Genomic DNA, 20,208 nt, shown 5'->3' on the forward strand with positions numbered 1-20,208 from the left:
CCGGCAGTTACGATACACAGCCTATGCCACAGTCTCTTGGGCCGTTGGAGCGCGATCTCTTCCTACGCCATGCGGAATAAATGACAGGATCCAGGTTGCCAGCGACGTCAGGCCAACCAGGAGCCTGCGCATCATTGGTGGCGCATAGTCCGCCATGCGCCGGTAGCCATGGAAACCTAACATCAGGACATCCCGCAGGCTTTCCACCGGCCGGTCTTCCGGGAATCCGTCTTGCCACAGTGCCCAGGTGTCGGCCCGGGCAAAGGTGCATTGAATAAAATCGATATGTTGGCGCGTTGAGAGTTTGACCAGGCGGATCCCCACCGAACGGCCATGGGAACGCGTCACCACGCAGGGGAAGCTGAACTCCTGCTGGCCACGTTTAAGCAGCAGCGAAATCTGGTCATGCTCTTGCAATTGATCCGGCACGCGCATTTCGATACCTACCCCACCGTCGGAGTAATCGCGCAGCGTACAGGGGAACAGATGACCGTCGGCCCGGGCTACCGCCGCAGGCATGGCAATCTCCACGCGATGCGACTGCCGCACCTGCCTGGCCTCCACCGCCACCGCAACCGCCCCACCCAGTATGGTCATGTTGTAGATCACCCAAACCAGGCTGATGACCACCGTCATCATCTCGTCCGTCGGACCGTAGAAAAAGCGCCACACGCCAAATCCCAGACCGGCCAGATTGAGTATCACCAGCAGCAGGTAAGGCCGGGTGATCACCCAATCGACGTGCTCTTGCGTTACCAGCCCGCCTTTGGCGGTAACGTTGAACTTGCCTTTATGCGGGTTGAACAGCGCCACGGTCGTTGGCCGGGCGATATACCAGGCCAGCACGGTTTCGTAAATTTCACTCCAGAAAGAGTGGCGATATTTGCCCTGTATGCGTGAGTTGGTCAGGCTGGCGTGGATCATGTGGGGCAGCACATACAACGCAATCGCCAACGCAGGCGCGAAGATGATGTAGGCATGCATCAACAGAAACGCCAGCGGTGCGGTCAGGAAGATCAGGCGTGGAATACCGGACAGGAAGTGCAGCATGGCGTTGGCATAGCACAGGCGCTGGGCAAACTTCAGCCCTTTACCCAGCAACGGGTTATCCAGCCGGAAGATCTGCACCATGCCGCGCGCCCAACGAATACGCTGGCCAATATGGGCGGACAGGCTTTCCGTTGCCAGCCCGGCGGCCTGCGGAATACGGATATAGGCCGAGGTGTGGCCAAGGCGGTGCAGGCGCAGCGAGGTATGGGCATCTTCGGTCACCGTTTCCACTGCAATACCGCCGATCTCATCTAACGCCGTACGGCGCAGGATGGCACAGGAACCGCAGAAAAAGGTGGCATCCCACATATCATTGCCGTCCTGCACCAGCCCGTAGAACAACGTGCCTTCGTTCGGCGTCTGGCGGAACCGCCCCAGGTTACGTTCAAACGGATCGGGCGAGAAGAAATGGTGCGGCGTTTGCAGCATCGCCAGCTTCTTGTCTTTAAAGAACCAACCCATGGTCAGTTGCAGGAATGAGCGTGTGGGAACGTGGTCGCAGTCGAAGATGGCGACAAAATCACCGGTAGCGTACTTCAGCGCATTGTTGATATTGCCCGCTTTGGCATGCTCATGGGTCGGCCGGGCAATGTATTTCACCCCGACCTCTGCGGCAAAGGCTTTAAACTCGGCCCGGTTACCATCATCAAGAATATAGATATTGATTTTATCTTTCGGCCAGTCGATGCCCAGCGCCGCGTAGATGGTGGGCTTCACTACGCCCAGATCTTCGTTATAGGTTGGCACCATCAGATCGATGGTCGGCCAGGTGTTGCTATCGGCAGGCATGGGCACCGGCTGGCGATTCAACGGCCACACGGTCTGGAAGTAGCCCAACACCAGCACGACCCAGGCGTAGGTTTCCGCCGCCAGCAGCAACAGGCCACAGGTCAGGCTGAGCGGGTCGTCCCAGTTCAGCGTTGAGGTATAGCGCCACCACAGATAGCGGCAGGAAACCGTCAGCGACAGCACAATCAGCATCAGGCTGGGCAACCGCCCCGGAATGCGGCGCACCACCATGGCAATGCACCACAGCAGCAGGACGAAAATAAACTGGGCGGGTAGTTCAAAGGGCTGGGAAATACACAGCAAAGCCAGCAACCCAGCCAATATGGCCGCAAGGGTAAACAGCACCCGGCGTACGCGGTGATTCATCCGGTTGAGACGCTGTACCGTGCGCTCTTCCATACCGGCACCCTGCAAGCGCTGCGGTAAACTCTGTAACCAGTTGGCATAGCGCAACTGCAAGCGGTGCCAGCCGGCAAAGTAGGAACGCCCCATCGGGGCCGGGCCGCTGCGCGTCAGCAACAGCCAAAAACCCTGTAAAAAATAGCGCAGCGTGTCGGCCGGGCGTGGGCGATGAGGGGAGATATGGGGGAACCAATAGCGTTGGCCTGCCTGCACCTTTTGCCAAGCAGGAGATTCAAACCGCAGCAACAGCCAACCGATAGCCACCATCAGGGTCGTGAGGCCAGCGGTAAATGCCGGAGCGCCTGCGCGGCGATAAGCACGATAGCGTTGTTGCACCGCCCGGTGAACAGGCGGCACCAGCAGCAGGCTCAATACCCTGCTCATACCTCGGCATCCTGCAGGTTAAGCAGGCACCAGTTGGCCAGCGTCAGCACTTCGTCAGCCGCCAGGCTTTCTGGCCGATACTCTCCCAACGGCTGCTTGACCGCCATCGCTTCCGCCAGTGCCTCATCACGATGGATCACCAACGGCAGCAAGCCTGCCAGCGTTTGCAACCACAGCTGATGCAGGTCTTGTTGCAGCGGGCTGGCCGAGGAGTAGTGATTAATCAGCAGGTGGCAGCCCGTAGGCAGCGGTTGCTGATGCAGGCGCGCATGGCAATTGGCATCGGGGCTAAGCAACAGGAAAACCTGGTCGGCCAGCGTCAGCAACTGTTCAATCTGGGGGTCATCACCTGCCGGGATATCCAGCAGGATCCAGCGATAGTGCCCAGAGGCGCGTAACTGCGCCAAAAAATCCTGCCAACGTTGCGCGGTGCCACTCTCTGAATGGCGAATTTTTAACCGCTCCGCCGCATTTAACCGACCAAATGGTAGAAAATCGAGTTTTTTGCAGTAACGCATCGCCCCTTGCTGCCAACCGGTGCCGTCCAGCTCGGCGCGAGCCCAGCCACGGTCCAGTTCAAAAGGCGTATTAAAGTGCAATCGCAGCAGGTTATCCGGCGATAAGTCGATAGCCAACACTGGCTCGTCCAGTTGCTGTAACGCCCAGGCCAATGCCGCAGTGACTGACGTGGTGCCAAGACCGCCCCGAACCCCTTGCAGCGCAATAACCGGCATAACTCAAACACTCCCCGTCTTGTTGGCCAGCTCCGCCAACAGCGGCCAGCGGGCCATCATTTGTGCTAGCCGTTCCTGGCGTGAAATATCGATATAGTTTAACTTTGGCAACGAAAAGGCGTGGCTTAAGGCCTGCAGATCGTCCTGAAGTTCCACCGGAGCTTTCGCCTGAAAGCTGCTCAACGCATCATTATTCATCTTGCCGCCTCATAAAATAGGCTAATGTTAGATGACTATAGCAATGTTCGGAAAAAACGGGGTCAATAAGATGAATCTTAACGGATAATATCGCCCCTGCGGACAGATTTGCTATGATAACTTTAACGTTACGATTCTAATGTGACCAGATCTGGTTGGTCTACGACACTTTCAACGAAAGTAGAATAAATCCATGGCGCACTCATTTTCATTAGGTATCCGACGTATTTGGCAAGAATTGTCGGTTATGCAATCCCCAGGTTTGTACTGGGTGAATATCGATCGCCAGAGCGATGCCAACCTGTTTTGCCGGCAGATCGTCGCAGCCCAGGCCGAAAGTACCCAGCTAGCGCTGATTTGCAGCGGCGACCAGGCCGACAGATTATTGGCAACGCCCCTAACCTCAGCGATCAACAAGGTTCCCTTATATAGCTTGCCGGAAAAAAAGGCGGCGCTGTTGCACCTGAGCGATGACCTGATGCGTGAGCTGAAGCCCACCCACCGCTTGCTGATCCTGTTGGCCCACGCCAGCCTGTGGCAGACCTTTACCAGTGATGAGCTACGCACCTGGGCCGCCCGGCTTGGCAAATGGCTACACCAGCAGCAGTGCACGCTGGTGATCCTCAGCCACGGTAGCGGCGTAAATAAACTCAAAGGCCAGCTAGCCGCCGAGCACCGTATTCTCAACGGCCTGGCCAGCCTGCAAGGGCTGCAAAGCAGTGCCCAGTATCTGGTGCACTGGTGGAGTACGGGTAACGGCATCAACGCCAATCAATTGTTCACCCTCTCCGAAGGCCCGGAAGGCTGGCAAGGGGCAGATGACAGCGACCAGCCCTCCCCGACCCCGGAGCGCAATGACGAAAGCCTGTGTCTGGCAGAAAAGCGAATTCTGGAGGGGGCCCCTCCGCTCTCAGCCAGTTGGCAACTGTTTGAGAACAATACCAAGCTGATGCAACGCGGCATGTTGACCATCGCCGCCACGCTGATCTTCGCTCTGTATCAAAGTGACGAAATTGACGAGTTGGCCCATCAGATCCATAACCTGCGCCGCAGCAGGGGCGACGGGTTAAAAATTGTGGTGCGCGAGATGAGCGCCAGCCTGCGCTACAGCGACGAACGCCTGCTGCTAGCCTGCGGTGCCAATCTGATCGTGCCCCATGTGGCACCGCTTTCCAACTTTTTAACCATGCTGGAGGGGATTCAGGGCCAGCGGCTATCGCGACACATACCGGCAGACATCGATACCCTGCTGACCGGGCTACGGCCGCTGCAACTGAAAGGCTACCTACCGCCGGAAGATTTTAGCCGGGCGGTGACTTCGCTGATGGACAACACCCTGTTGCCGGAAGATGGCAAAGGGGTGATGGTCGCGCTGCGCCCCGCTCCTGGGTTGAGCGCTCAACAATCGATGACGCTATGCCACCTACGCCGGTTTGGCGATGTCATGACCGTGGCGCAGAATCGGCTGTTCCTGTTCCTTTCCACCTGCCGGATTAACGATCTGGATACTGCGCTAAAGTTCATCTTCCGCCTTCCGGTCAGCGAGGCGTTCAGCAATCGGGTAGTCTGGCACCAGGATGTGGATATTATCGATAAAATCAGGCTATTGAGGCAGCAAATCGAATTCTCGCTGCCCGCCGCCACGCCGCAACCAGCCGTTGCCAAAATGACTGCCGCAGCACGTGATCAGCAGGCCGAACGCCGTGAGCCGGTACCCTTCACACTCTTAAGCTATGGGCTGGAGAAACAACCATGATCGGTATTAGCGATATCGTACAACTGGTGATCCTGTGCGCCATAGTGTTTATTCCAACGGGCTACCTGCTGCACCGGCGTTTTCCCAACTGGTCTCGATCCTGGCAAAACTTGTTGTTATCACCGCGCTATTTAAAGTCGGCAGGGCTATGGGTACGCGCAGGTTCCACCTCTCAAATCAAGCGTAAAAAATAACCATGAGCGACGAGAAAAAAACGCAATCCGGCAATAACTTATGGCGTTACTGGCGCGGTCTGGGCGGCTGGAACTTCTATTTCCTGGCCAAATTCGGCCTGCTGTGGTTCGGCTATCTGAACTTCCATGCACTGCCCAACCTGGTGTTTATGGCGTTTCTGCTGATGCCGATCCCGTCGCCAAGGTGGCACCGCTGGCGTCACCTGATCGCCATTCCTATCGGTATCGGTTTGTTCTACCACGACACCTGGCTGCCGGGGATTAACAGTATTCTCAGCCAGGGTTCGCAGCTCACCGGTTTCAGCGCGCAGTATCTGCTAGAACTGACCAACCGCTTTATCAACTGGCAGATGATTGGCGCCGGCTTCGTGCTGTTGATTGCCTATTTGTTCCTGGCCCAATGGATACGCGTTACGGTGTTTACCGTAACGGCATTGGTATGGTTGAACGTGGTCAACATTGCTGGCCCGGCGGTATCCTTGCTGCCCGCAGCCAGCACAGCAACGGGTTCGGATACAGCATCGTTACCCGCCACCGCTGCGCCCGCAGGCGATCAACCAGCGGATAATGGCCCACCGACCAATGCCAACCTCACAGCCTACCTGGATAAGTTCTACGAACAGGAAAAAGCCAGAGCGACTACCTTCCCTACTGCCCTGCCCGCCGATGCCCAGCCGTTTGACGTGCTGATCATCAACATCTGTTCGCTGGCCTGGGCCGATCTGGATGCCGTCAATCTGCGCAACCACCCGCTGTGGGCCAAGATGGACATCATGTTCACCAACTTCAACTCGGCCACCGCCTATAGCGGCCCGGCGGCAATCCGCCTGTTACGCGCCAGTTGTGGCCAACCTTCTCACCACGATCTGTACCAACCCGCCAATCAGCAGTGCTACCTGTTTGATAATCTGGCCAAGCTAGGCTTCAAAGAACAACTGATGCTGGATCACTCCGGCGTGTTCGGTGACTTCCTGAAAGAGCTACGCGAACAAGGTGATATACAGGCTCCGCTGATGTCTCAAGCGGGGATCGGCAATGAACTGGCTTCTTTCGACGGGGAACCGATCTACAACGATCTGGAACTGCTCAACCGTTGGCTCGAACAGCAGCAAAAGGGGTCCGAAGCGCGTACCGCGACCTTCTTCAACATCATTCCATTACATGATGGTAACCGCTTTGTCGGGGGTAAAAAGACGGCCGATTATCAGCCCCGGGCGCAGAAGTTGTTCGATCAGTTGAACACCTTCCTGGACCAGCTACAGAAATCCGGGCGCAAGGTGATGGTAGTGATCGTGCCAGAGCACGGCGCGGCGCTGGCAGGTGATAAAATGCAGATGTCGGGCTTGCGCGACATCCCCAGCCTGAATATCACCCATACGCCGGTTGGCATCAAGCTGATCGGGATGCAGGCTCCGCATCAGGGCAGCCCGTTGGAGATTAAAGCGCCGAGCAGCTATCTGGCGCTGTCCGAACTGGTTTCCCGCCTGGTGGATGGCAAGGTATTCACCGCGCCAAGCGTTGATTGGCAAGTGCTGACCCAGAACCTGCCGCAGACGGCGATGATCTCTGAGAATGATAATGCCATCGTGATGCAGTATCAGGGCAAGGCGTATATTCGCCTTAACGGTGGGGATTGGGTGCCTTATCCTCAGTAAGCGGTGGGGGCCTCTAGTTTTGCGGCTAGAGGCTCTTCTTTGTTTGGCTAGATTTGCCGTCAATTTATCATCCGCTTTGTTAATGTTCAAAACTTGCTCGTATTTAAGATTTAATTTATCATCATACTATGTAAATCTTAAATACTTGGGACGAGGTCATCATGACGGCAATGACCATGAACAAAAGCGCTCGTGCTCTCCGGTTCAACCCCGATCACACCGAAAAAGCACTGATCCAGACACGCATAGATAACGTCGGCAAAAAATTTGTCGAGGCACTCGCTAGCGTGGAGGGAGAGAAGCTGCTGTCACTGCTCACTCTGTCCGATGGTGAATTTTGGTCAGAACTGAAAATTCTGGCACTCACACAGTCGGTGATAAACAACACCAACGTGGAAAAAAGCAAGCAGGAAGAATATGCCGAAGCTCGGCTGGCATTTTTAAATAGCCTGGAAAAATACGGCGGTGTCCATAAATCCACGACCGTCAAAGGACTGCTGGGTTTATCGGTTCCCACTATTCATAAATACGGAAAACATAATAAACTCATTGTATTAGAGTGGGGGGCCGAAAAGTTGTATCCAGTATTTCAGTTTTCTATCGATGAAAGATTTAGTGATAATGGGATGCTGAAAGGCTTACAGGAGTTACTGGCACGGATCACGCATAATGTAAGCAGCGTACGTAAATGCAACTTCTTCACCCGAAAAATTGAGATGCCCGGTTGCGCAGAAAAGACGACAGCGCTGGATGTATTACGACGGGGCGCTACAGAGCAAGAAATGGTGCATCTGCGCATTCTGGCGGACAACTTCGGAACCAACAACGCGGTTTAAAACGCTGGCAGTCATACTTGACACTGCTTGCCCTGATTTATCCTGTAATTCGTAAGTTACATTCGGACTTGAGGATCTGCCTGGCGGTTTTCCCCTGGTGTTCATACTGATTCAGTCTAGTCACTGATGTCGTTAACAATATCCCACCCCCATCGAGTTTATCGGACCAAAGTACCACACAGGGTTGCCCATTATGCCGGGACAAATACTCTAGTCCATCTGCATGCTCAGCCAGCACTTTCGACAGTTTTTGGGTGAAAATATAGACAGATCTTGGCCCCATCAGATCCCCGACGGAGATCCTCAAATGCGGAGCCAGCCGAGTTTCGTCAAAGACCTTGAGCGGCTTTTGCACCGAGATTTCCACCATACAGTTCGTGGTAAAATCCGAATAATCAATAAACTCCTCATCCTGATAGAACTCACTAAACGCGGTATGAGGCGACTCAGCCAGATATATCGGCCATTTAGACTTATCGAGCAACGAGAAACGGTTCTCGCTATTGGGGTTAAAAAAGACACCGTTTCCGCCATAATGCTGATCTTGTAATTTATAATAACCTGCTCCTACTGAGATCAGCTTCGTTACCCGCAGCTCGCCCTGCGCCTCCAGGCCCATAATTTCTTTTAGACGATCATGTAAAATATCCTCATATTCTATAATCATCATTACCTACCTTGGGATCATTGGGTTAGCATGCATTTGAAATCAGCATCAGGGGGACCATGAAAATGGGTATTACTGTCTATTCAAGCCACTCACAGTCAGTATTATTTCAACATTAATCATATGATTACCAACACTCATTTCACAAAATATAGTCTTGGCGTTACCGCGACGACTTACGCGTTAAAAATGAGTGGGCCAATAAGAAAAATGCCGTCGCCAATACCACTCCCCATATTGCAATATGATAATAATCATAGGGAAACCATTCATCATTATTATATAAAGCATTATGACGGTATGAATAAGGGACATAAATGGCGTCGGTTATCTCTAAGATTGAAATAAATGATACACATAAACAATAAAAGGGCGTGTTTTTTAACGTGTTCCCATTGCGTAATCTGGCAACAATAAACAGAAAACACACAATACCGACAACGAGTAACACAATAATGTCTTTCATGCCATTCACTCCCTGAATTCTGGCGTAACTGCATGGTGCGAAAGAGACCATTATTACCAAACCAACGATAAGTTCGCAATGGAAGCAGCATAGCCAACCTCATGTTCTAGATAATTATTGAATGTGTCACATCAGATTGATAACAAAGTGGCAATATTGCTGAGGCAAATGGGCGCAGCATGCAGCGCCTCTACGCGGTGAGATTGGAGTACCACAATAAAAAAACGCCGGTATCGCTACCGGCGTTGGATTGATAACAAAACCGGGCACAGCATGCCGCGCCCCAACGTTATAAACCAAGCTAGGTGTGCGAGCAGGAGTCTCAAGACCCCGCAGTTTCTTCCTGGTCAACGGCAAAGCAAGCCACCATCTGATCGCCATACTGCTTAAGCTGCGGTTGCAGCTGAGTGCAGGTGCCAAAGGCACGGCGGCAGCGGGCGTTAAACGCACAGCCCGGCGGTGGATTCATCGGGCTTGGCAGTTCACCGGTCAGCTTGATACGCTCACGGCGCATATCCGGGTTCAGGCGCGGCGTAGCGGACAGCAGTGCCTGAGTGTACGGATGGCGCGGATTGTTGAAGATGGCATCTTTGCTGCCCTTCTCCACGCAGCGGCCGAGGTACATCACCATCACTTCATCGGCAATGTGCTCGACCACCGACAGATCGTGGGAGATAAACACGTAAGACAGCCCCAGATCCTGTTGCAGATCCATCATCAGGTTCAGCACCTGAGCACGTACCGACACGTCCAGTGCAGAAACCGGTTCATCGGCAATCACCACGTCCGGGTTAAGCATCAGCCCACGCGCAATAGCGATACGCTGACGCTGGCCGCCGGAGAACATGTGCGGGTAACGGTCGTAATGCTCGGTTTTCAGGCCCACCTTCGCCATCATCTCCAGCGCTTTCTCACGCCGTTCGGCGCGGCTCAGCGGGGTGTTGATCAACAGCGGCTCCTCGAGGATCTGCCCCACCTTCTTGCGTGGGTTTAACGATCCATAAGGATTCTGGAACACGATTTGGATCTTCTGGCGGCGCAGCTTCTCTGCCGTCACGTCCGGCTTAAGCAGATCTTGCCCCTGATAATACAGTTCACCACCGGTAGGAACTTCGATCATGGTCAGCAGACGGCCTAGCGTGGACTTGCCACAGCCAGACTCCCCCACCACCGCCAGGGTTTTGCCACGTTCAAGGGTAAAGGAAACCCCATCCAGCGCTTTTACCAGCCGTTCCGGGGCAAACATCCCCTTCTTGACCGGATAGTGTTTTTTCAGGTCAATGGCCTGCAATAAAGGGTGGTTCTGGCTCATACGGTCGGCCTCCCCGCATCATCCAGCGGTGTGTGACATTTAACCTGACGGCCGGGAATGCTGCGCAGTTCCGGCTCTTCTTCGCGACAGCGTTGGGTAGCATACGGGCAACGCGGGTTCAGCAAACAGCCTTCCGGCCTATCGTATTTGCCCGGTACCACGCCAGGTAACGAGGCCAAACGCGCCTTGTCGGTAGCAAATTCTGGCAATGCGCGCAGCAGAGCCTGGGTGTATGGATGACGCGGCGAACGGAAAATTTCTACCGCCTTGCCCGATTCCACCACTTGCCCGGCATACATCACGATGATGTGGTGCGCCGCTTCGGCCACCAGCGCCAGATCGTGGGTGATCAGCAGCAGCGCCATATTTTCGCGCTGTTGCAGTTCGAGCAGCAGTTCAATGATCTGCGCCTGAATGGTCACGTCGAGCGCGGTGGTTGGTTCATCCGCAATCAGCAGCTTAGGCCGGCAGGCGATCGCCATGGCGATCATCACACGCTGGCTCATCCCGCCGGAAAGTTGATGCGGATAAACATCCAGCCGCGAGGCCGGATCGGGAATACCTACCTGATTGAGCAGGTCGATAGCGCGTTGGCGGCGGGTGCGGCGGTTACCGCCCTGGTGCACCTTCAGCGCCTCCATAATCTGGAAGCCCACGGTATAGCACGGGTTCAGGCTGGTCATCGGATCCTGGAAGATCATCGCCACTTCAGAACCCACCAGTTGGCGGCGCTCTTTTTCCGAGATTTTCCGCAGATCCTGGCCGTTGAACTCCAGCTTCTCGGCCATTACCTTGCCGGGGAAATCGATCAACCCCATGATCGCCAGCGAGCTGACGGATTTACCGGAGCCGGATTCACCCACGATGCCAACCACTTGGCCCTGTTCTACGCTATAGCTGATTCGGTCTACCGCGCGGAACGGCGCACCTTCGTCACCGAAGTGCACCGAAAGCTTGTCTACATTTAATAACGCCATTCTCTCTTCCTCTGTTACTGCTTGAGTTTGGGGTCGAGAGCATCACGCAAGCCGTCCCCCATCAGGTTAAAGGCCAACACCGTCAGCAGAATGGCCACCCCTGGGAAGGTCACCACCCACCAGGCACTTTGCGCAAACTGCAATACGTCGGAGAGCATGGTGCCCCACTCCGGCGTTGGCGGTTGCGCACCCATACCCAGGAAGCCGAGAGCGGCCATATCCAGAATGGCGTTCGAGAAACCGAGAGAAGCCTGCACGATCAGCGGTGCCAGGCAGTTTGGCAGAATATTGACGAACATCTGACGCGCCGCCCCAGCACCCGCCACGCGGGAAGCCGTCACGTAATCGCGGTTCACTTCCACCAGCACCGCGGCGCGGGTCAAGCGAACATAGTGCGGCAAGGCAACAAAGGTCAGCGCCAGCGAGGCGTTAACTATCGATGGACCGAATACCGCCACCAGCACCAATGCCAACAGCAGGCTTGGCAGTGCCAGCATGATATCGACCACGCGCATGATGATGGCATCCACTACGCCACCGAAGTAACCGGCCAGCAGGCCGAATATCACCCCCATGACCAGCGAAAGCACCACCACCAGGCAGCCAACCAACAGCGAAAGTCTGGCACCGTACATCAGGCGCGACAGCACATCGCGACCCACGTCGTCGGTACCCAGCAGGAACTTCCAGCTACCGCCAGTCTCCCAGACAGGAGGCCTCAGCAGCGCATCACGGAACTGTTCGGCGGGCGCGTGTGGAGCCAGGAACCCGGCCCCTACGGCAACCACCAGCATGATGACGATATAAACCAGGCCAACAACGGCCCCTTTGTTGCGCTTGAAATAGTGCCAAAACTCCTGGAACGGGGTCATTGGCTTCGGCGCACCTTTCACTACAGACTCGGTAATTTGAGACATCAGAGCGCCCCTTATTTCTTGTGGCGAATACGCGGGTTAACGACGCCGTAGAGCACGTCTACCAGCAGGTTAACCAGAATAATCATACAGGCGACCAGCAATACGCCGCCCTGAACAACCGGGTAATCACGGCGTTGCAACGCATCCATCAGCCAGCGGCCAAGCCCCGGCCAGGAGAAGATGGTTTCAGTCAGGATCGCCCCGGCCAGCATGGTGCCAACCTGGAGGCCGATCACCGTCACTACCGGCAGCAAGGCGTTACGCAATGCGTGCACCACGATCACCCGCATACGGCTCACGCCCTTGGCGCGCGCGGTACGGATATAGTCTTCACCCAGCACTTCCAGCATCGAGGAACGGGTCATACGCACGATAACCGCCAGCGGGATGGTGCCCAGCACAATGGCAGGCAGGATCATATGCATCACGGCGTCGGTGAAATCACCCGGCTCACCCCAGAACAGGGTGTCAATCAGCATAAAGCCGGTCAGCGGCAGGCTGTCATCGAGGAATACCGTATCGCTTATTCGCCCCGATACGGGCGTGAGGTTGAGCTGCACCGAAACCAGCATGATCAGCATCATGCCCCACCAGAAGATCGGCATCGAATAGCCGGTCAGGGAGATCCCCACGGCGGTATGGTCAAACACCGAGCCTCGTCTGACGGCCGCCAGCACCCCCACCGGAATACCGACTATCACCGCGAACAGCATCGCGCACACGCCCAGTTCCAGGGTCGCCTTGAAGCGGGGAACAAACTCTTCCCACACGGAGATACGGCTCTTGAGGGACGTACCCAAATCGCCATGCAGCACGTTGGTTACGTAAGTGAAATATTGTTGATAGAGCGGTTTGTCCAGCCCCATCTCTGCCATGAGTTGTGCATGGCGCTCTGCGGAGATCCCGCGTTCCCCGGCCATAATGGTCACCGGATCGCCGGGGATCATATGGACGAATGCAAAAGTCAGCAACGTTATGCCGATAAACGTTGGGATAACTAACCCCAAACGTCGGAGTATGAACTGCAACATATCCCGAACTCTCTGTATAAAGTGCCCGGCAGCTCATCGTCCGCCAGGCTTATTAAAACTCACACGCTTCACGACATTCTTCTGGAGACGGGAATGCAGAGGCACAACGTATTGCGCCCCTGCAAATTAACTCACCCAGCTCTTTAACCAGCCTTACGGCTTAGTCCAGAGAAACGTTCTCAAAGTGATGCTTACCAAGCGGATCGACCACATAGCCCTTCACTTCTTTACGCACTGGCTCGTAAACGGTGGAGTGAGCAACGATCAGCGCCGGAGCCTGGTCGTGCATCACTACCTGAGCCTGCTTGTAGAGTTCGACGCGCTTGTCGTGATTCGCTTCGGAACGGGCCGGTTGGATCAAATCTTCAAACGGCTTGTAGCACCAACGGGAGTAGTTGGAACCATCTTTGGCGGCTGCGCAGCTGAACAGCGTGGCGAAGAAGTTGTCTGGGTCCCCATTGTCCCCGGTCCAACCCATCATCACGGTCTGATGCTCACCGTCTTTGGCACGCTTGAGGTATTCGCCCCACTCGTAGGTGACGATCTTGGCATTGACGCCAATCTTCGCCCAATCGGACTGGATCATCTCAGCCATACGGCGTGCGTTCGGGTTATACGGACGCTGTACCGGCATCGCCCACAGGTCGATGGAGAAACCGTCTGGCATGCCCGCTTCTTTCAGCAGTTCTTTGGCCTTGGCAGGATCGTACGCGTAGTCTTTGACTTCGTCGTTGTAGCCCCACATGGTTGGTGGGATCAGGTTCTTGGCAGGTTGACCCGCCCCCTGATAAACCGCATCAACGATGGCTTGTTTGTTCACCGCCATGGTCAGTGCCTGACGCACTTTCACGTTATCCAGCGGTTTCTTCTCGGTGTTGAACGACAGGTAACCCACGTTCAGACCAGGCTGTTCCATCAGGTTGATGGTTTTGTCCTGCTTCATGCGAGCGATGTCAGCCGGGTTCGGGTACGGCATGACCTGGCACTCGTTTTTCTGCAGTTTGGCGTAACGTACTGAGGCATCTGGCGTGATGGAGAATACCAGGCGATCGATCTTCGGCTTGGTACCCCAGAAACCGTCAAAGGCCTTGTAGAGGATTTTGGAATCTTTCTGGTACTGCACCAGTTGGAACGGGCCGGTACCCACTGGGTTCAGGTCCACTTTCTCTGGCGTGCCGGCTTTCATCATCTTGTCGGCATATTCCGCAGACAGAATGGAAGCGAAGTCCATACCCAGGTCAGCCAGGAACGGTGATTCTGGACGGGTCAGCGTGAAGCGAACGGTGTTGTCGTCCACTTTCTCGACTTTGCTGATCAAGTCGCCCATGCCCATACCCTGGAAGTATTCATAGCTGCCGCCAGAAACCTTGTGGTAAGGGTGGTTCGGATCGAGCTGACGCTGGAAGGAATAGACCACGTCGTCGGCATTGAAATCGCGGGTAGGTTTAAAGTCTTTGGTGTTTTGCCACTTCACGCCTTTGCGCAGGTGGAAGGTATAGGTCTTACCGTCTTCGCTGACGTCCCATTTTTCTGCCAGACCGGGTTCCAGTTCGGTAGTGCCCAATTTGAACTCAACCAAGCGGTTATAGATTGGCACTGAGCTGGCATCATAGGTGGTGCCTGAGGTGAACAACTGCGGGTTAAACCCTTCAGGAGAACCTTCAGAACAGTAAACCAGCGTCTTTGCCTGCACGCTGGCCGCAACGGTCAGCGCAATCAGGCCGATACCGAATTTCAGAATCCCTGATTTACCCAAGGAACTTGTCATCGCTAGTGCTCCGTATGTGATGTGGTGTGTGTGTATTACCGCCAGAGCCTATATTTTTTGTTACGCGGCCTGTGCGGTCGGTGCCCGAAGGCAGGGGGAAATAACAGCGCGAGAATGCCGGATGGAACGCATCTTGGCAGGGCGTTTGAGCGCGTGAAATTCACTCATACACCTCTCGCTCTTATCCCTGAGGGTACCAAATTGCCAACTGTTTGGGGTGCCGTCAATATAACCTGTGGGGATTTACCTAGACTGTGAGAAACAGCAAGCAAACATAAAAAAAACCTTTCAGCAACATTTACAGCATTAAAACTTGTGCTATAGCCCACACCTCAGCGTCATGAACCAGTTATCAATCACTAGCCAGCATGAAGCTCCAATAAAAAACCAAAAAAGATTGTTGCTGAATGATGAATATCTGAACGGTTATTTTTGTGATCTAGCTAAAAGACAGGAGGAAATGCTGAGGCACTACCCAAAAGAGGGAGCGGGATTGGGGGGGTTGGCAATGCGGGATTTATCACTATTTCGCTTGGCTGCTTCCAAAAATAGGGGGATGACCCTTTCGACCTGAAAAGCTTTTGCGAATCGATTCGCAGATTTTCAACGAATGCCTTTCATCAACGTCAAATGACATTCAATTTTAGCCATTAAGTAAAAGTGAATGGCCTGTCAGGTAAAATTGATGTCGTTATTGACATCAACCCAATCCTGATGGTAGCGTGAACATCAACAAGGAATGTGATATGCCTGCAACGCTGATGATGAAGCGGCGCATTTGGCTTGATGCCGACAGTCTGCTGAGTTTGGTGGTATGGCAAGTGTAGCCAGCCGTCAAAGGGAGTGAGCACAGCTACAAGTACCGCTTGGCTTATGTTGTGAAGGGTGAATGTCTGCTGCGATATGATAATGAGGCAGGCAAAGGCGACCACCAGCATTAGGCTTAACGGAAACGGCTATCAAGTTCATCAACGTTAATAGTTTGGTCAATAGCTTTATCGCTGAAGTCAACCTGCTCAGGAGGAAGCCATGCGCACCTTAATTGTTAATATCATGTCGCCACAACAGGCTATCGGCTCCCTTAAACAAGATTTTGCCAAGGCACTGACAGGCGAAGATATGGGTAGCACGCTGACTTTCCCAGATATTGAAACGCTGACCTATGTTCTGCTGAATACCAATCGGCTGGCAATTATTCACTGCATGACGGGGGCGGGTTCGATGTCTATTCGTGAGCTATCTCGCCGGTTGAACAGAGACTTTAAAGCCGTGCATACCGATGTGCAGGCGTTGCTGAATGCAGAGGTGCTGGAGAAAGCAGGATCGAAAATCGTATTTAACTATGATGAGATACATTTCGATTTTTTCATTGGCAAAGCGGCCTAACCCCTCACCCCAACCCTCTCCCAAAGGGCGAGGGAGCCAGTTCAGCGTCGTTGGCAGCTAATGTGGCGCTACGTAGGGGCGCTGCATGTGAACTGACCCCAAACTCCAGACGTAAAAAAGCCCGCTTTAAAAGCGGGCTTTCTTGAATGTGGTCGGCGAGAGAGGATTCGAACCTCCGACCCACTGGTCCCAAACCAGTTGCGCTACCAAGCTGCGCTACTCGCCGATGCGGGCGCATATTACTGCCGGGCCGTATAGGCGTCAATCTCTTTTTCACCACGGCATATCAAGTGGTGTGAAAAACGTCAGAAAGGCCAGTATCTGAGCGGATATGGCCTTTCTGCTCCGGCTTACAGCCCTTTATCTGCCGCTTTGCTCTGCGGAATATGACACCAGTTATTGCTCTCAACAATACCGCCGTCTGGCGAGGTGTAACCCAGGCAGCCGAGGATAGAGTCAAACAACTCAACGTGGCGATGGGGTTGGCCAACACGCTGCTGGGCCTGCAACTGTTCAAACGCACTCTGATGCTGCGGGTTTTCAAGGAATTTATCGGAAGCCCAGACGATCATCGGCACGCGGAACTGCTCCGGCGGAGCCATTTCACGCGGCGTACCGTGCAGATGCGAGTTCTCACCAATGGATTCACCATGGTCAGCCGCATAAAACACGATGGCTTTCTTATCGCGCACCTGATCGATCACACTGTCGATAAAGGTATCGGTATACAGCACCGAGTTGTCATAGGCGTTAATCAAGCGCTCCTTGGAGCAGAACTCATCAACACCCATACATTCAGGTTGATAGCGGGCAAAGCTGCGCGGGTAGCGCTGCGAATAGAGGTAATGCGAGCCCTTGGTATGCAGGATCACCAGATGTTTGCCGTTCGGGTAGCGAGCCAGCGACTCTTTCATCTCATCCACCAGCAACATGTCGTCCACCGATTTGCCGTCGTTACGCTTCTCAGAGGCGATCATTTCACGGAACGAATAATTATCCACATCGGTATTGTTGTAGAACCACACCTCGCTCTGCATCGCGAACAGCTCGGAAGTGAAACCCAACTCTTTAAGTACCGCGAAGATATTCTGCTCTTTCAACGTACGTTGCGGGTTATCCGAGGTGCCATGTTCGCGCACAAACATGCAGCGTAACGAAAGCTTGGTGGAGGTATCGCAAGATTCGCCCCGGAACGCCACCAGGTTTTTCTCCTGCGACAGCTTAGGCGTGGTATCACGTTCATAGCCCAGGATGCCCATATGGTCCCAGCGGGTCGTCTCACCGATGATAAACACCACATAGGTATCATCGATACCCTCGGGTGCAACATAGGTGAAGTGCTTGCTCGGATCGTACATGTTGGCCGCATCGGTGCTTTCATCGTAGCGGGTATAGGCAAACAGCCCCAACGCCGAAAGCCAGTTGGAAGGCAGATAAGAGTGCGCAACCACGCCACCGTAGCTTGGCAGATCGATATTGGTGATCTTTTCCTGGGCGCTTTGCTCTTTATCCAGGGTACGCAACGGCAGCCATACCAGGGCCACTACCGCCAGCATGATCAGCAGTGGCTTCATCCGCTGCCCCGGCGTTTTCATCTGCTCTATCAGGGTATCGCGCAGGTTGTTGCTCCAGATACACAGCAACGGCAAGGCGCTGACCACGATCATCCACAGCACAAAGTTAAGCCCGATCACTTCTTTGGAGAGATCGATATCGGTGGTCATCACCGAAACGATAATCCCATAGCCAATCACCACGTTGAAAAACGTCATGTAGTAACTGGCCGCGACGGAGATCAACACCAGCAAAGAGGCAACGATACGGTAGAACAGCCGGCCCCCCAGGGATACCAGCCGCATGATAAAGAAGGTGAACAGGACGATGGCGATCACTTCCGTCACCGCAGAAACAACCTTGATCCCCTGAATGCCGTGCGCAAAAGAATCAAAGCGACGATAGAAAACGGAAAGGTTTAAAAAGATGCCGATATAGATCGCTAACAATAACGATAAATTCTGCTGTGATAGCGATTTAACTTTGTTCATGTAACGCAGTGGCTCCGGGCTTCAAGTTCTGACACCTTGAGACAGTCGATATGCCCTCAGGTTCAGCCGATGGGCAATAAGCACTAATCTGAGTGACAGAATCAAGAAAAATCGCACCAAACAGGCATTTTTTGCCACTTTTGTGCGGGAAATTGCGGGGAGAAAGCCTGAGAGGTTGGGGGAGCGTCGTCCCCCTATTTCACGGATGTTGGGCAGGAAACATTACTTAATGTTAAGGGTGACATCGATATTGCCGCGCGTGGCATTGGAATACGGGCAGACCACATGCGCTTTCTTCACCAGATCTTCCGCAACGCTGCGTTCAATGCCTGGCAGGTTGATATCCAACTGAACCTCGATACCAAAGCCGTTAGGGATTTCACCGATACCGACGGTACCCTCGATAGAAGCTTCGGCAGGAATTTTGACCTTTTCCTTAGAGGCAACAAACTTCAGAGCCCCCAGGAAACAGGCCGAGTAGCCTGCGGCAAACAGTTGTTCCGGATTGGTGACTTCCCCACCGGCTCCACCCATTTCTTTCGGCACGCCTAATTTCACGTCCAATACGCCGTCGGAGGAGATTGCACGGCCATCTCGGCCGCCGGTTGCCTTGGCATGGGCGCGATAAACCACTTTCTCGATAGACATTGTTGGTTCCTTTTCGGGTTGGTGACCCGATCCAGTGTAGACCATTCTGCACGAAGCCCGGGTTCACACAACTTACGTTAAGCACGGTATGCTACGTTTTATCTATCGGGTAACGAAGAGAATCAACAGATGACGGACAGATTGGCTGAACGCGCCCGCCGCTATGCCACCAAAGCGCATGGAGCTATCGATCAGCGCCGCAAATACACTAACGACCCGTATATTGTGCATCCGCAGGCGGTGATGGAGATTGTCAGCAGCGTGCCACACAGCGAAGAGATGCTGGCCGCCGCCTGGCTGCATGACACCGTAGAAGACACCCCGTCTACGCTGGCCGATATCGAAAGCCATTTTGGCGCGCAGGTTGCTGGCTTGGTGGAGATGTTGACCAACGTCAGCGTCGGCAGCACGGATAATCGCTATCAACGCAAAAACCGCGATCGTCAGCACAGCGCCAGCGCCTCCCCACAGGCCAAAACCATCAAGCTGGCAGATTTGATCGACAACACCCGTTCCCTGCTGCAATACGATAGCCACTTCGCCAAAACCTATCTGGTGGAAAAGCAGCGCCTGCTGGAAGTGCTGACCGAAGGTGACCCAGAGCTGTGGCGGCAGGCCAGCTATATCATCGAGCAGGGTTTGCAAACGCTGCTGCTGCCCCCGCATAACGTTCCGGCCCGCTGGTTTGAGCGTGCCCGGCAGCGCTACCAGGAAAACGACGTGATATAACAAATCCCCCCAGCCCTCCCAAAGGGCGAGGGATCTATCCGGAGTGCTCGGTTGGTCCTGGAACACCTTCGGTAAGTGGGGAGTCAGAAACAAAAAGGGTAAGGCATTACGCAAAACAATTAGCCAACTCGATCGGTCCCCTCTCCCTGTGGGCTGAGTGATCCCCAGTAATATGGTCAACATCCCATGACCATATTACTGTACTCTTTTCCTAACATTTTCAGTGCATTAACTATTTTTATCCTTCTCACTATTCTGGGGCGG

The 20,208-nt window shown here is 54.1% G+C and carries 19 protein-coding genes and 1 tRNA gene; 7 read left to right on the forward strand and 13 right to left on the reverse strand.

The window, feature by feature from the left end; all coding sequences use genetic code 11:
- Positions 1-21: 21 nt before the first annotated feature.
- From bcsA to bcsR, 3 genes are read right to left on the reverse strand one after another with little or no spacing between them, the layout of a single operon-like run.
- Entirely contained in the window at positions 22-2,625 is a 2,604-nt protein-coding gene (bcsA, locus tag ACRDCA_RS15205) for a UDP-forming cellulose synthase catalytic subunit (RefSeq protein WP_438690274.1), read from the reverse strand.
- Positions 2,622-3,359, reverse strand: coding sequence for a cellulose biosynthesis protein BcsQ (bcsQ, locus tag ACRDCA_RS15210; RefSeq protein ID WP_438690275.1), 738 nt, complete (start codon positions 3,357-3,359; stop codon positions 2,622-2,624). The genes bcsA and bcsQ overlap by 4 nt, the downstream gene beginning before the upstream one ends.
- Positions 3,360-3,362: 3 nt before the next feature.
- Positions 3,363-3,557, reverse strand: coding sequence for a cellulose biosynthesis protein BcsR (bcsR, locus tag ACRDCA_RS15215; RefSeq protein ID WP_438690276.1), 195 nt, complete (start codon positions 3,555-3,557; stop codon positions 3,363-3,365).
- 193 nt (positions 3,558-3,750) lie between these two features.
- Here bcsR and bcsE point away from each other — a divergent pair, with 193 nt between their 5' ends.
- The 4 genes from bcsE to ACRDCA_RS15235 all read left to right on the forward strand — a co-directional run bounded on the left by bcsE (position 3,751) and on the right by ACRDCA_RS15235 (position 7,998).
- Positions 3,751-5,313, forward strand: coding sequence for a cellulose biosynthesis protein BcsE (bcsE, locus tag ACRDCA_RS15220; RefSeq protein WP_438690277.1), 1,563 nt, complete (start codon positions 3,751-3,753; stop codon positions 5,311-5,313).
- A complete protein-coding gene (bcsF, locus tag ACRDCA_RS15225) occupies positions 5,310-5,507 on the forward strand; it encodes a cellulose biosynthesis protein BcsF (protein ID WP_438690278.1) in 198 nt (65 codons plus the stop codon). Before bcsE ends, bcsF begins: the two co-directional genes overlap by 4 nt.
- Before the next feature lie 2 nt (positions 5,508-5,509).
- Entirely contained in the window at positions 5,510-7,162 is a 1,653-nt protein-coding gene (gene bcsG / locus ACRDCA_RS15230) for a cellulose biosynthesis protein BcsG (protein WP_438690279.1), read from the forward strand.
- 161 nt (positions 7,163-7,323) lie between these two features.
- On the forward strand, positions 7,324-7,998 hold the full coding sequence (locus ACRDCA_RS15235) for a hypothetical protein (protein ID WP_438690280.1): 675 nt from the start codon (positions 7,324-7,326) through the stop codon (positions 7,996-7,998).
- A 37-nt stretch (positions 7,999-8,035) separates the two neighbouring features.
- Here the strand turns inward: ACRDCA_RS15235 and ACRDCA_RS15240 are convergent, their stop codons facing one another.
- From ACRDCA_RS15240 to dppA, 7 genes are all read right to left on the reverse strand, one after another.
- The gene (locus ACRDCA_RS15240; protein WP_438690281.1) at positions 8,036-8,668 is read right to left on the reverse strand and encodes an RES family NAD+ phosphorylase; all 633 of its coding nucleotides are present in this window, start codon (positions 8,666-8,668) and stop codon (positions 8,036-8,038) included.
- A 160-nt stretch (positions 8,669-8,828) separates the two neighbouring features.
- On the reverse strand, positions 8,829-9,131 hold the full coding sequence (locus ACRDCA_RS15245) for a hypothetical protein (protein ID WP_438690282.1): 303 nt from the start codon (positions 9,129-9,131) through the stop codon (positions 8,829-8,831).
- Positions 9,132-9,453: 322 nt separating this feature from the next.
- On the reverse strand, positions 9,454-10,443 hold the full coding sequence (dppF, locus tag ACRDCA_RS15250; protein ID WP_438690283.1) for a dipeptide ABC transporter ATP-binding subunit DppF: 990 nt from the start codon (positions 10,441-10,443) through the stop codon (positions 9,454-9,456).
- The gene (gene dppD / locus ACRDCA_RS15255; RefSeq protein WP_025119040.1) at positions 10,440-11,420 is read right to left on the reverse strand and encodes a dipeptide ABC transporter ATP-binding protein; all 981 of its coding nucleotides are present in this window, start codon (positions 11,418-11,420) and stop codon (positions 10,440-10,442) included. The genes dppF and dppD overlap by 4 nt, the downstream gene beginning before the upstream one ends.
- A gap of 14 nt (positions 11,421-11,434) precedes the next feature.
- The gene (dppC, locus tag ACRDCA_RS15260) at positions 11,435-12,337 is read right to left on the reverse strand and encodes a dipeptide ABC transporter permease DppC (protein WP_438690284.1); all 903 of its coding nucleotides are present in this window, start codon (positions 12,335-12,337) and stop codon (positions 11,435-11,437) included.
- 11 nt (positions 12,338-12,348) lie between these two features.
- Positions 12,349-13,368 (reverse strand): dipeptide ABC transporter permease DppB, encoded by a 1,020-nt coding sequence (dppB, locus tag ACRDCA_RS15265; RefSeq protein WP_029987210.1) that lies wholly within the window; start codon positions 13,366-13,368, stop codon positions 12,349-12,351.
- Positions 13,369-13,528: 160 nt separating this feature from the next.
- Complete coding sequence (gene dppA, locus ACRDCA_RS15270; RefSeq protein ID WP_438690285.1) at positions 13,529-15,136, reverse strand: dipeptide ABC transporter periplasmic-binding protein DppA; 1,608 nt, start codon at positions 15,134-15,136, stop codon at positions 13,529-13,531.
- Between the two features lie 878 nt (positions 15,137-16,014).
- Between dppA and ACRDCA_RS15275 the strand changes: the two genes are divergently transcribed.
- Together ACRDCA_RS15275 and ACRDCA_RS15280 are read left to right on the forward strand one after the other, a co-directional pair.
- Positions 16,015-16,077, forward strand: a complete 63-nt coding sequence (locus ACRDCA_RS15275; protein ID WP_438690296.1) for a hypothetical protein — start codon at positions 16,015-16,017, stop codon at positions 16,075-16,077.
- 88 nt (positions 16,078-16,165) lie between these two features.
- Positions 16,166-16,522, forward strand: a complete 357-nt coding sequence (locus tag ACRDCA_RS15280; protein ID WP_438690286.1) for an HVO_A0114 family putative DNA-binding protein — start codon at positions 16,166-16,168, stop codon at positions 16,520-16,522.
- Between the two features lie 149 nt (positions 16,523-16,671).
- Here the strand turns inward: ACRDCA_RS15280 and ACRDCA_RS15285 are convergent.
- The 3 genes from ACRDCA_RS15285 to ACRDCA_RS15295 form a co-directional block, all read right to left on the reverse strand.
- Positions 16,672-16,748: transfer RNA gene (locus ACRDCA_RS15285), tRNA-Pro, on the reverse strand.
- A gap of 124 nt (positions 16,749-16,872) precedes the next feature.
- Positions 16,873-18,567, reverse strand: coding sequence for a kdo(2)-lipid A phosphoethanolamine 7''-transferase (gene eptB, locus ACRDCA_RS15290; protein ID WP_438690287.1), 1,695 nt, complete (start codon positions 18,565-18,567; stop codon positions 16,873-16,875).
- Positions 18,568-18,789: 222 nt separating this feature from the next.
- On the reverse strand, positions 18,790-19,215 hold the full coding sequence (locus ACRDCA_RS15295; protein WP_438690288.1) for an organic hydroperoxide resistance protein: 426 nt from the start codon (positions 19,213-19,215) through the stop codon (positions 18,790-18,792).
- A 129-nt stretch (positions 19,216-19,344) separates the two neighbouring features.
- Between ACRDCA_RS15295 and ACRDCA_RS15300 the strand changes: the two genes are divergently transcribed.
- Positions 19,345-19,944 carry an HD domain-containing protein gene (locus ACRDCA_RS15300; RefSeq protein WP_438690289.1) on the forward strand — a complete coding sequence of 200 codons (600 nt, stop codon included), beginning with the start codon at positions 19,345-19,347 and terminating at the stop codon, positions 19,942-19,944.
- The last annotated feature ends 264 nt before the right edge of the window (positions 19,945-20,208 follow it).

It is taken from the genome of Serratia sp. (in: enterobacteria), assembly GCF_051654945.1.
In the GTDB taxonomy this organism is placed as follows: domain Bacteria; phylum Pseudomonadota; class Gammaproteobacteria; order Enterobacterales; family Enterobacteriaceae; genus Chania.

Coding starts and splice junctions, on each gene's coding strand:
- dppD (WP_025119040.1), bottom strand. CDS start 11,420: ATGGCGTTATTAAATGTAGACAAGCTTTCGGTGCACTTCGGTGACGAA.
- dppF (WP_438690283.1), bottom strand. CDS start 10,443: ATGAGCCAGAACCACCCTTTATTGCAGGCCATTGACCTGAAAAAACAC.
- bcsQ (WP_438690275.1), bottom strand. CDS start 3,359: ATGCCGGTTATTGCGCTGCAAGGGGTTCGGGGCGGTCTTGGCACCACG.
- ACRDCA_RS15295 (WP_438690288.1), bottom strand. CDS start 19,215: ATGTCTATCGAGAAAGTGGTTTATCGCGCCCATGCCAAGGCAACCGGC.
- bcsA (WP_438690274.1), bottom strand. CDS start 2,625: ATGAGCAGGGTATTGAGCCTGCTGCTGGTGCCGCCTGTTCACCGGGCG.
- ACRDCA_RS15235 (WP_438690280.1), top strand. CDS start 7,324: ATGACGGCAATGACCATGAACAAAAGCGCTCGTGCTCTCCGGTTCAAC.
- bcsF (WP_438690278.1), top strand. CDS start 5,310: ATGATCGGTATTAGCGATATCGTACAACTGGTGATCCTGTGCGCCATA.
- ACRDCA_RS15240 (WP_438690281.1), bottom strand. CDS start 8,668: ATGATGATTATAGAATATGAGGATATTTTACATGATCGTCTAAAAGAA.
- ACRDCA_RS15300 (WP_438690289.1), top strand. CDS start 19,345: ATGACGGACAGATTGGCTGAACGCGCCCGCCGCTATGCCACCAAAGCG.
- dppC (WP_438690284.1), bottom strand. CDS start 12,337: ATGTCTCAAATTACCGAGTCTGTAGTGAAAGGTGCGCCGAAGCCAATG.
- bcsG (WP_438690279.1), top strand. CDS start 5,510: ATGAGCGACGAGAAAAAAACGCAATCCGGCAATAACTTATGGCGTTAC.
- bcsE (WP_438690277.1), top strand. CDS start 3,751: ATGGCGCACTCATTTTCATTAGGTATCCGACGTATTTGGCAAGAATTG.
- ACRDCA_RS15245 (WP_438690282.1), bottom strand. CDS start 9,131: ATGAAAGACATTATTGTGTTACTCGTTGTCGGTATTGTGTGTTTTCTG.
- eptB (WP_438690287.1), bottom strand. CDS start 18,567: ATGAACAAAGTTAAATCGCTATCACAGCAGAATTTATCGTTATTGTTA.
- bcsR (WP_438690276.1), bottom strand. CDS start 3,557: ATGAATAATGATGCGTTGAGCAGCTTTCAGGCGAAAGCTCCGGTGGAA.
- ACRDCA_RS15280 (WP_438690286.1), top strand. CDS start 16,166: ATGCGCACCTTAATTGTTAATATCATGTCGCCACAACAGGCTATCGGC.
- dppA (WP_438690285.1), bottom strand. CDS start 15,136: ATGACAAGTTCCTTGGGTAAATCAGGGATTCTGAAATTCGGTATCGGC.
- dppB (WP_029987210.1), bottom strand. CDS start 13,368: ATGTTGCAGTTCATACTCCGACGTTTGGGGTTAGTTATCCCAACGTTT.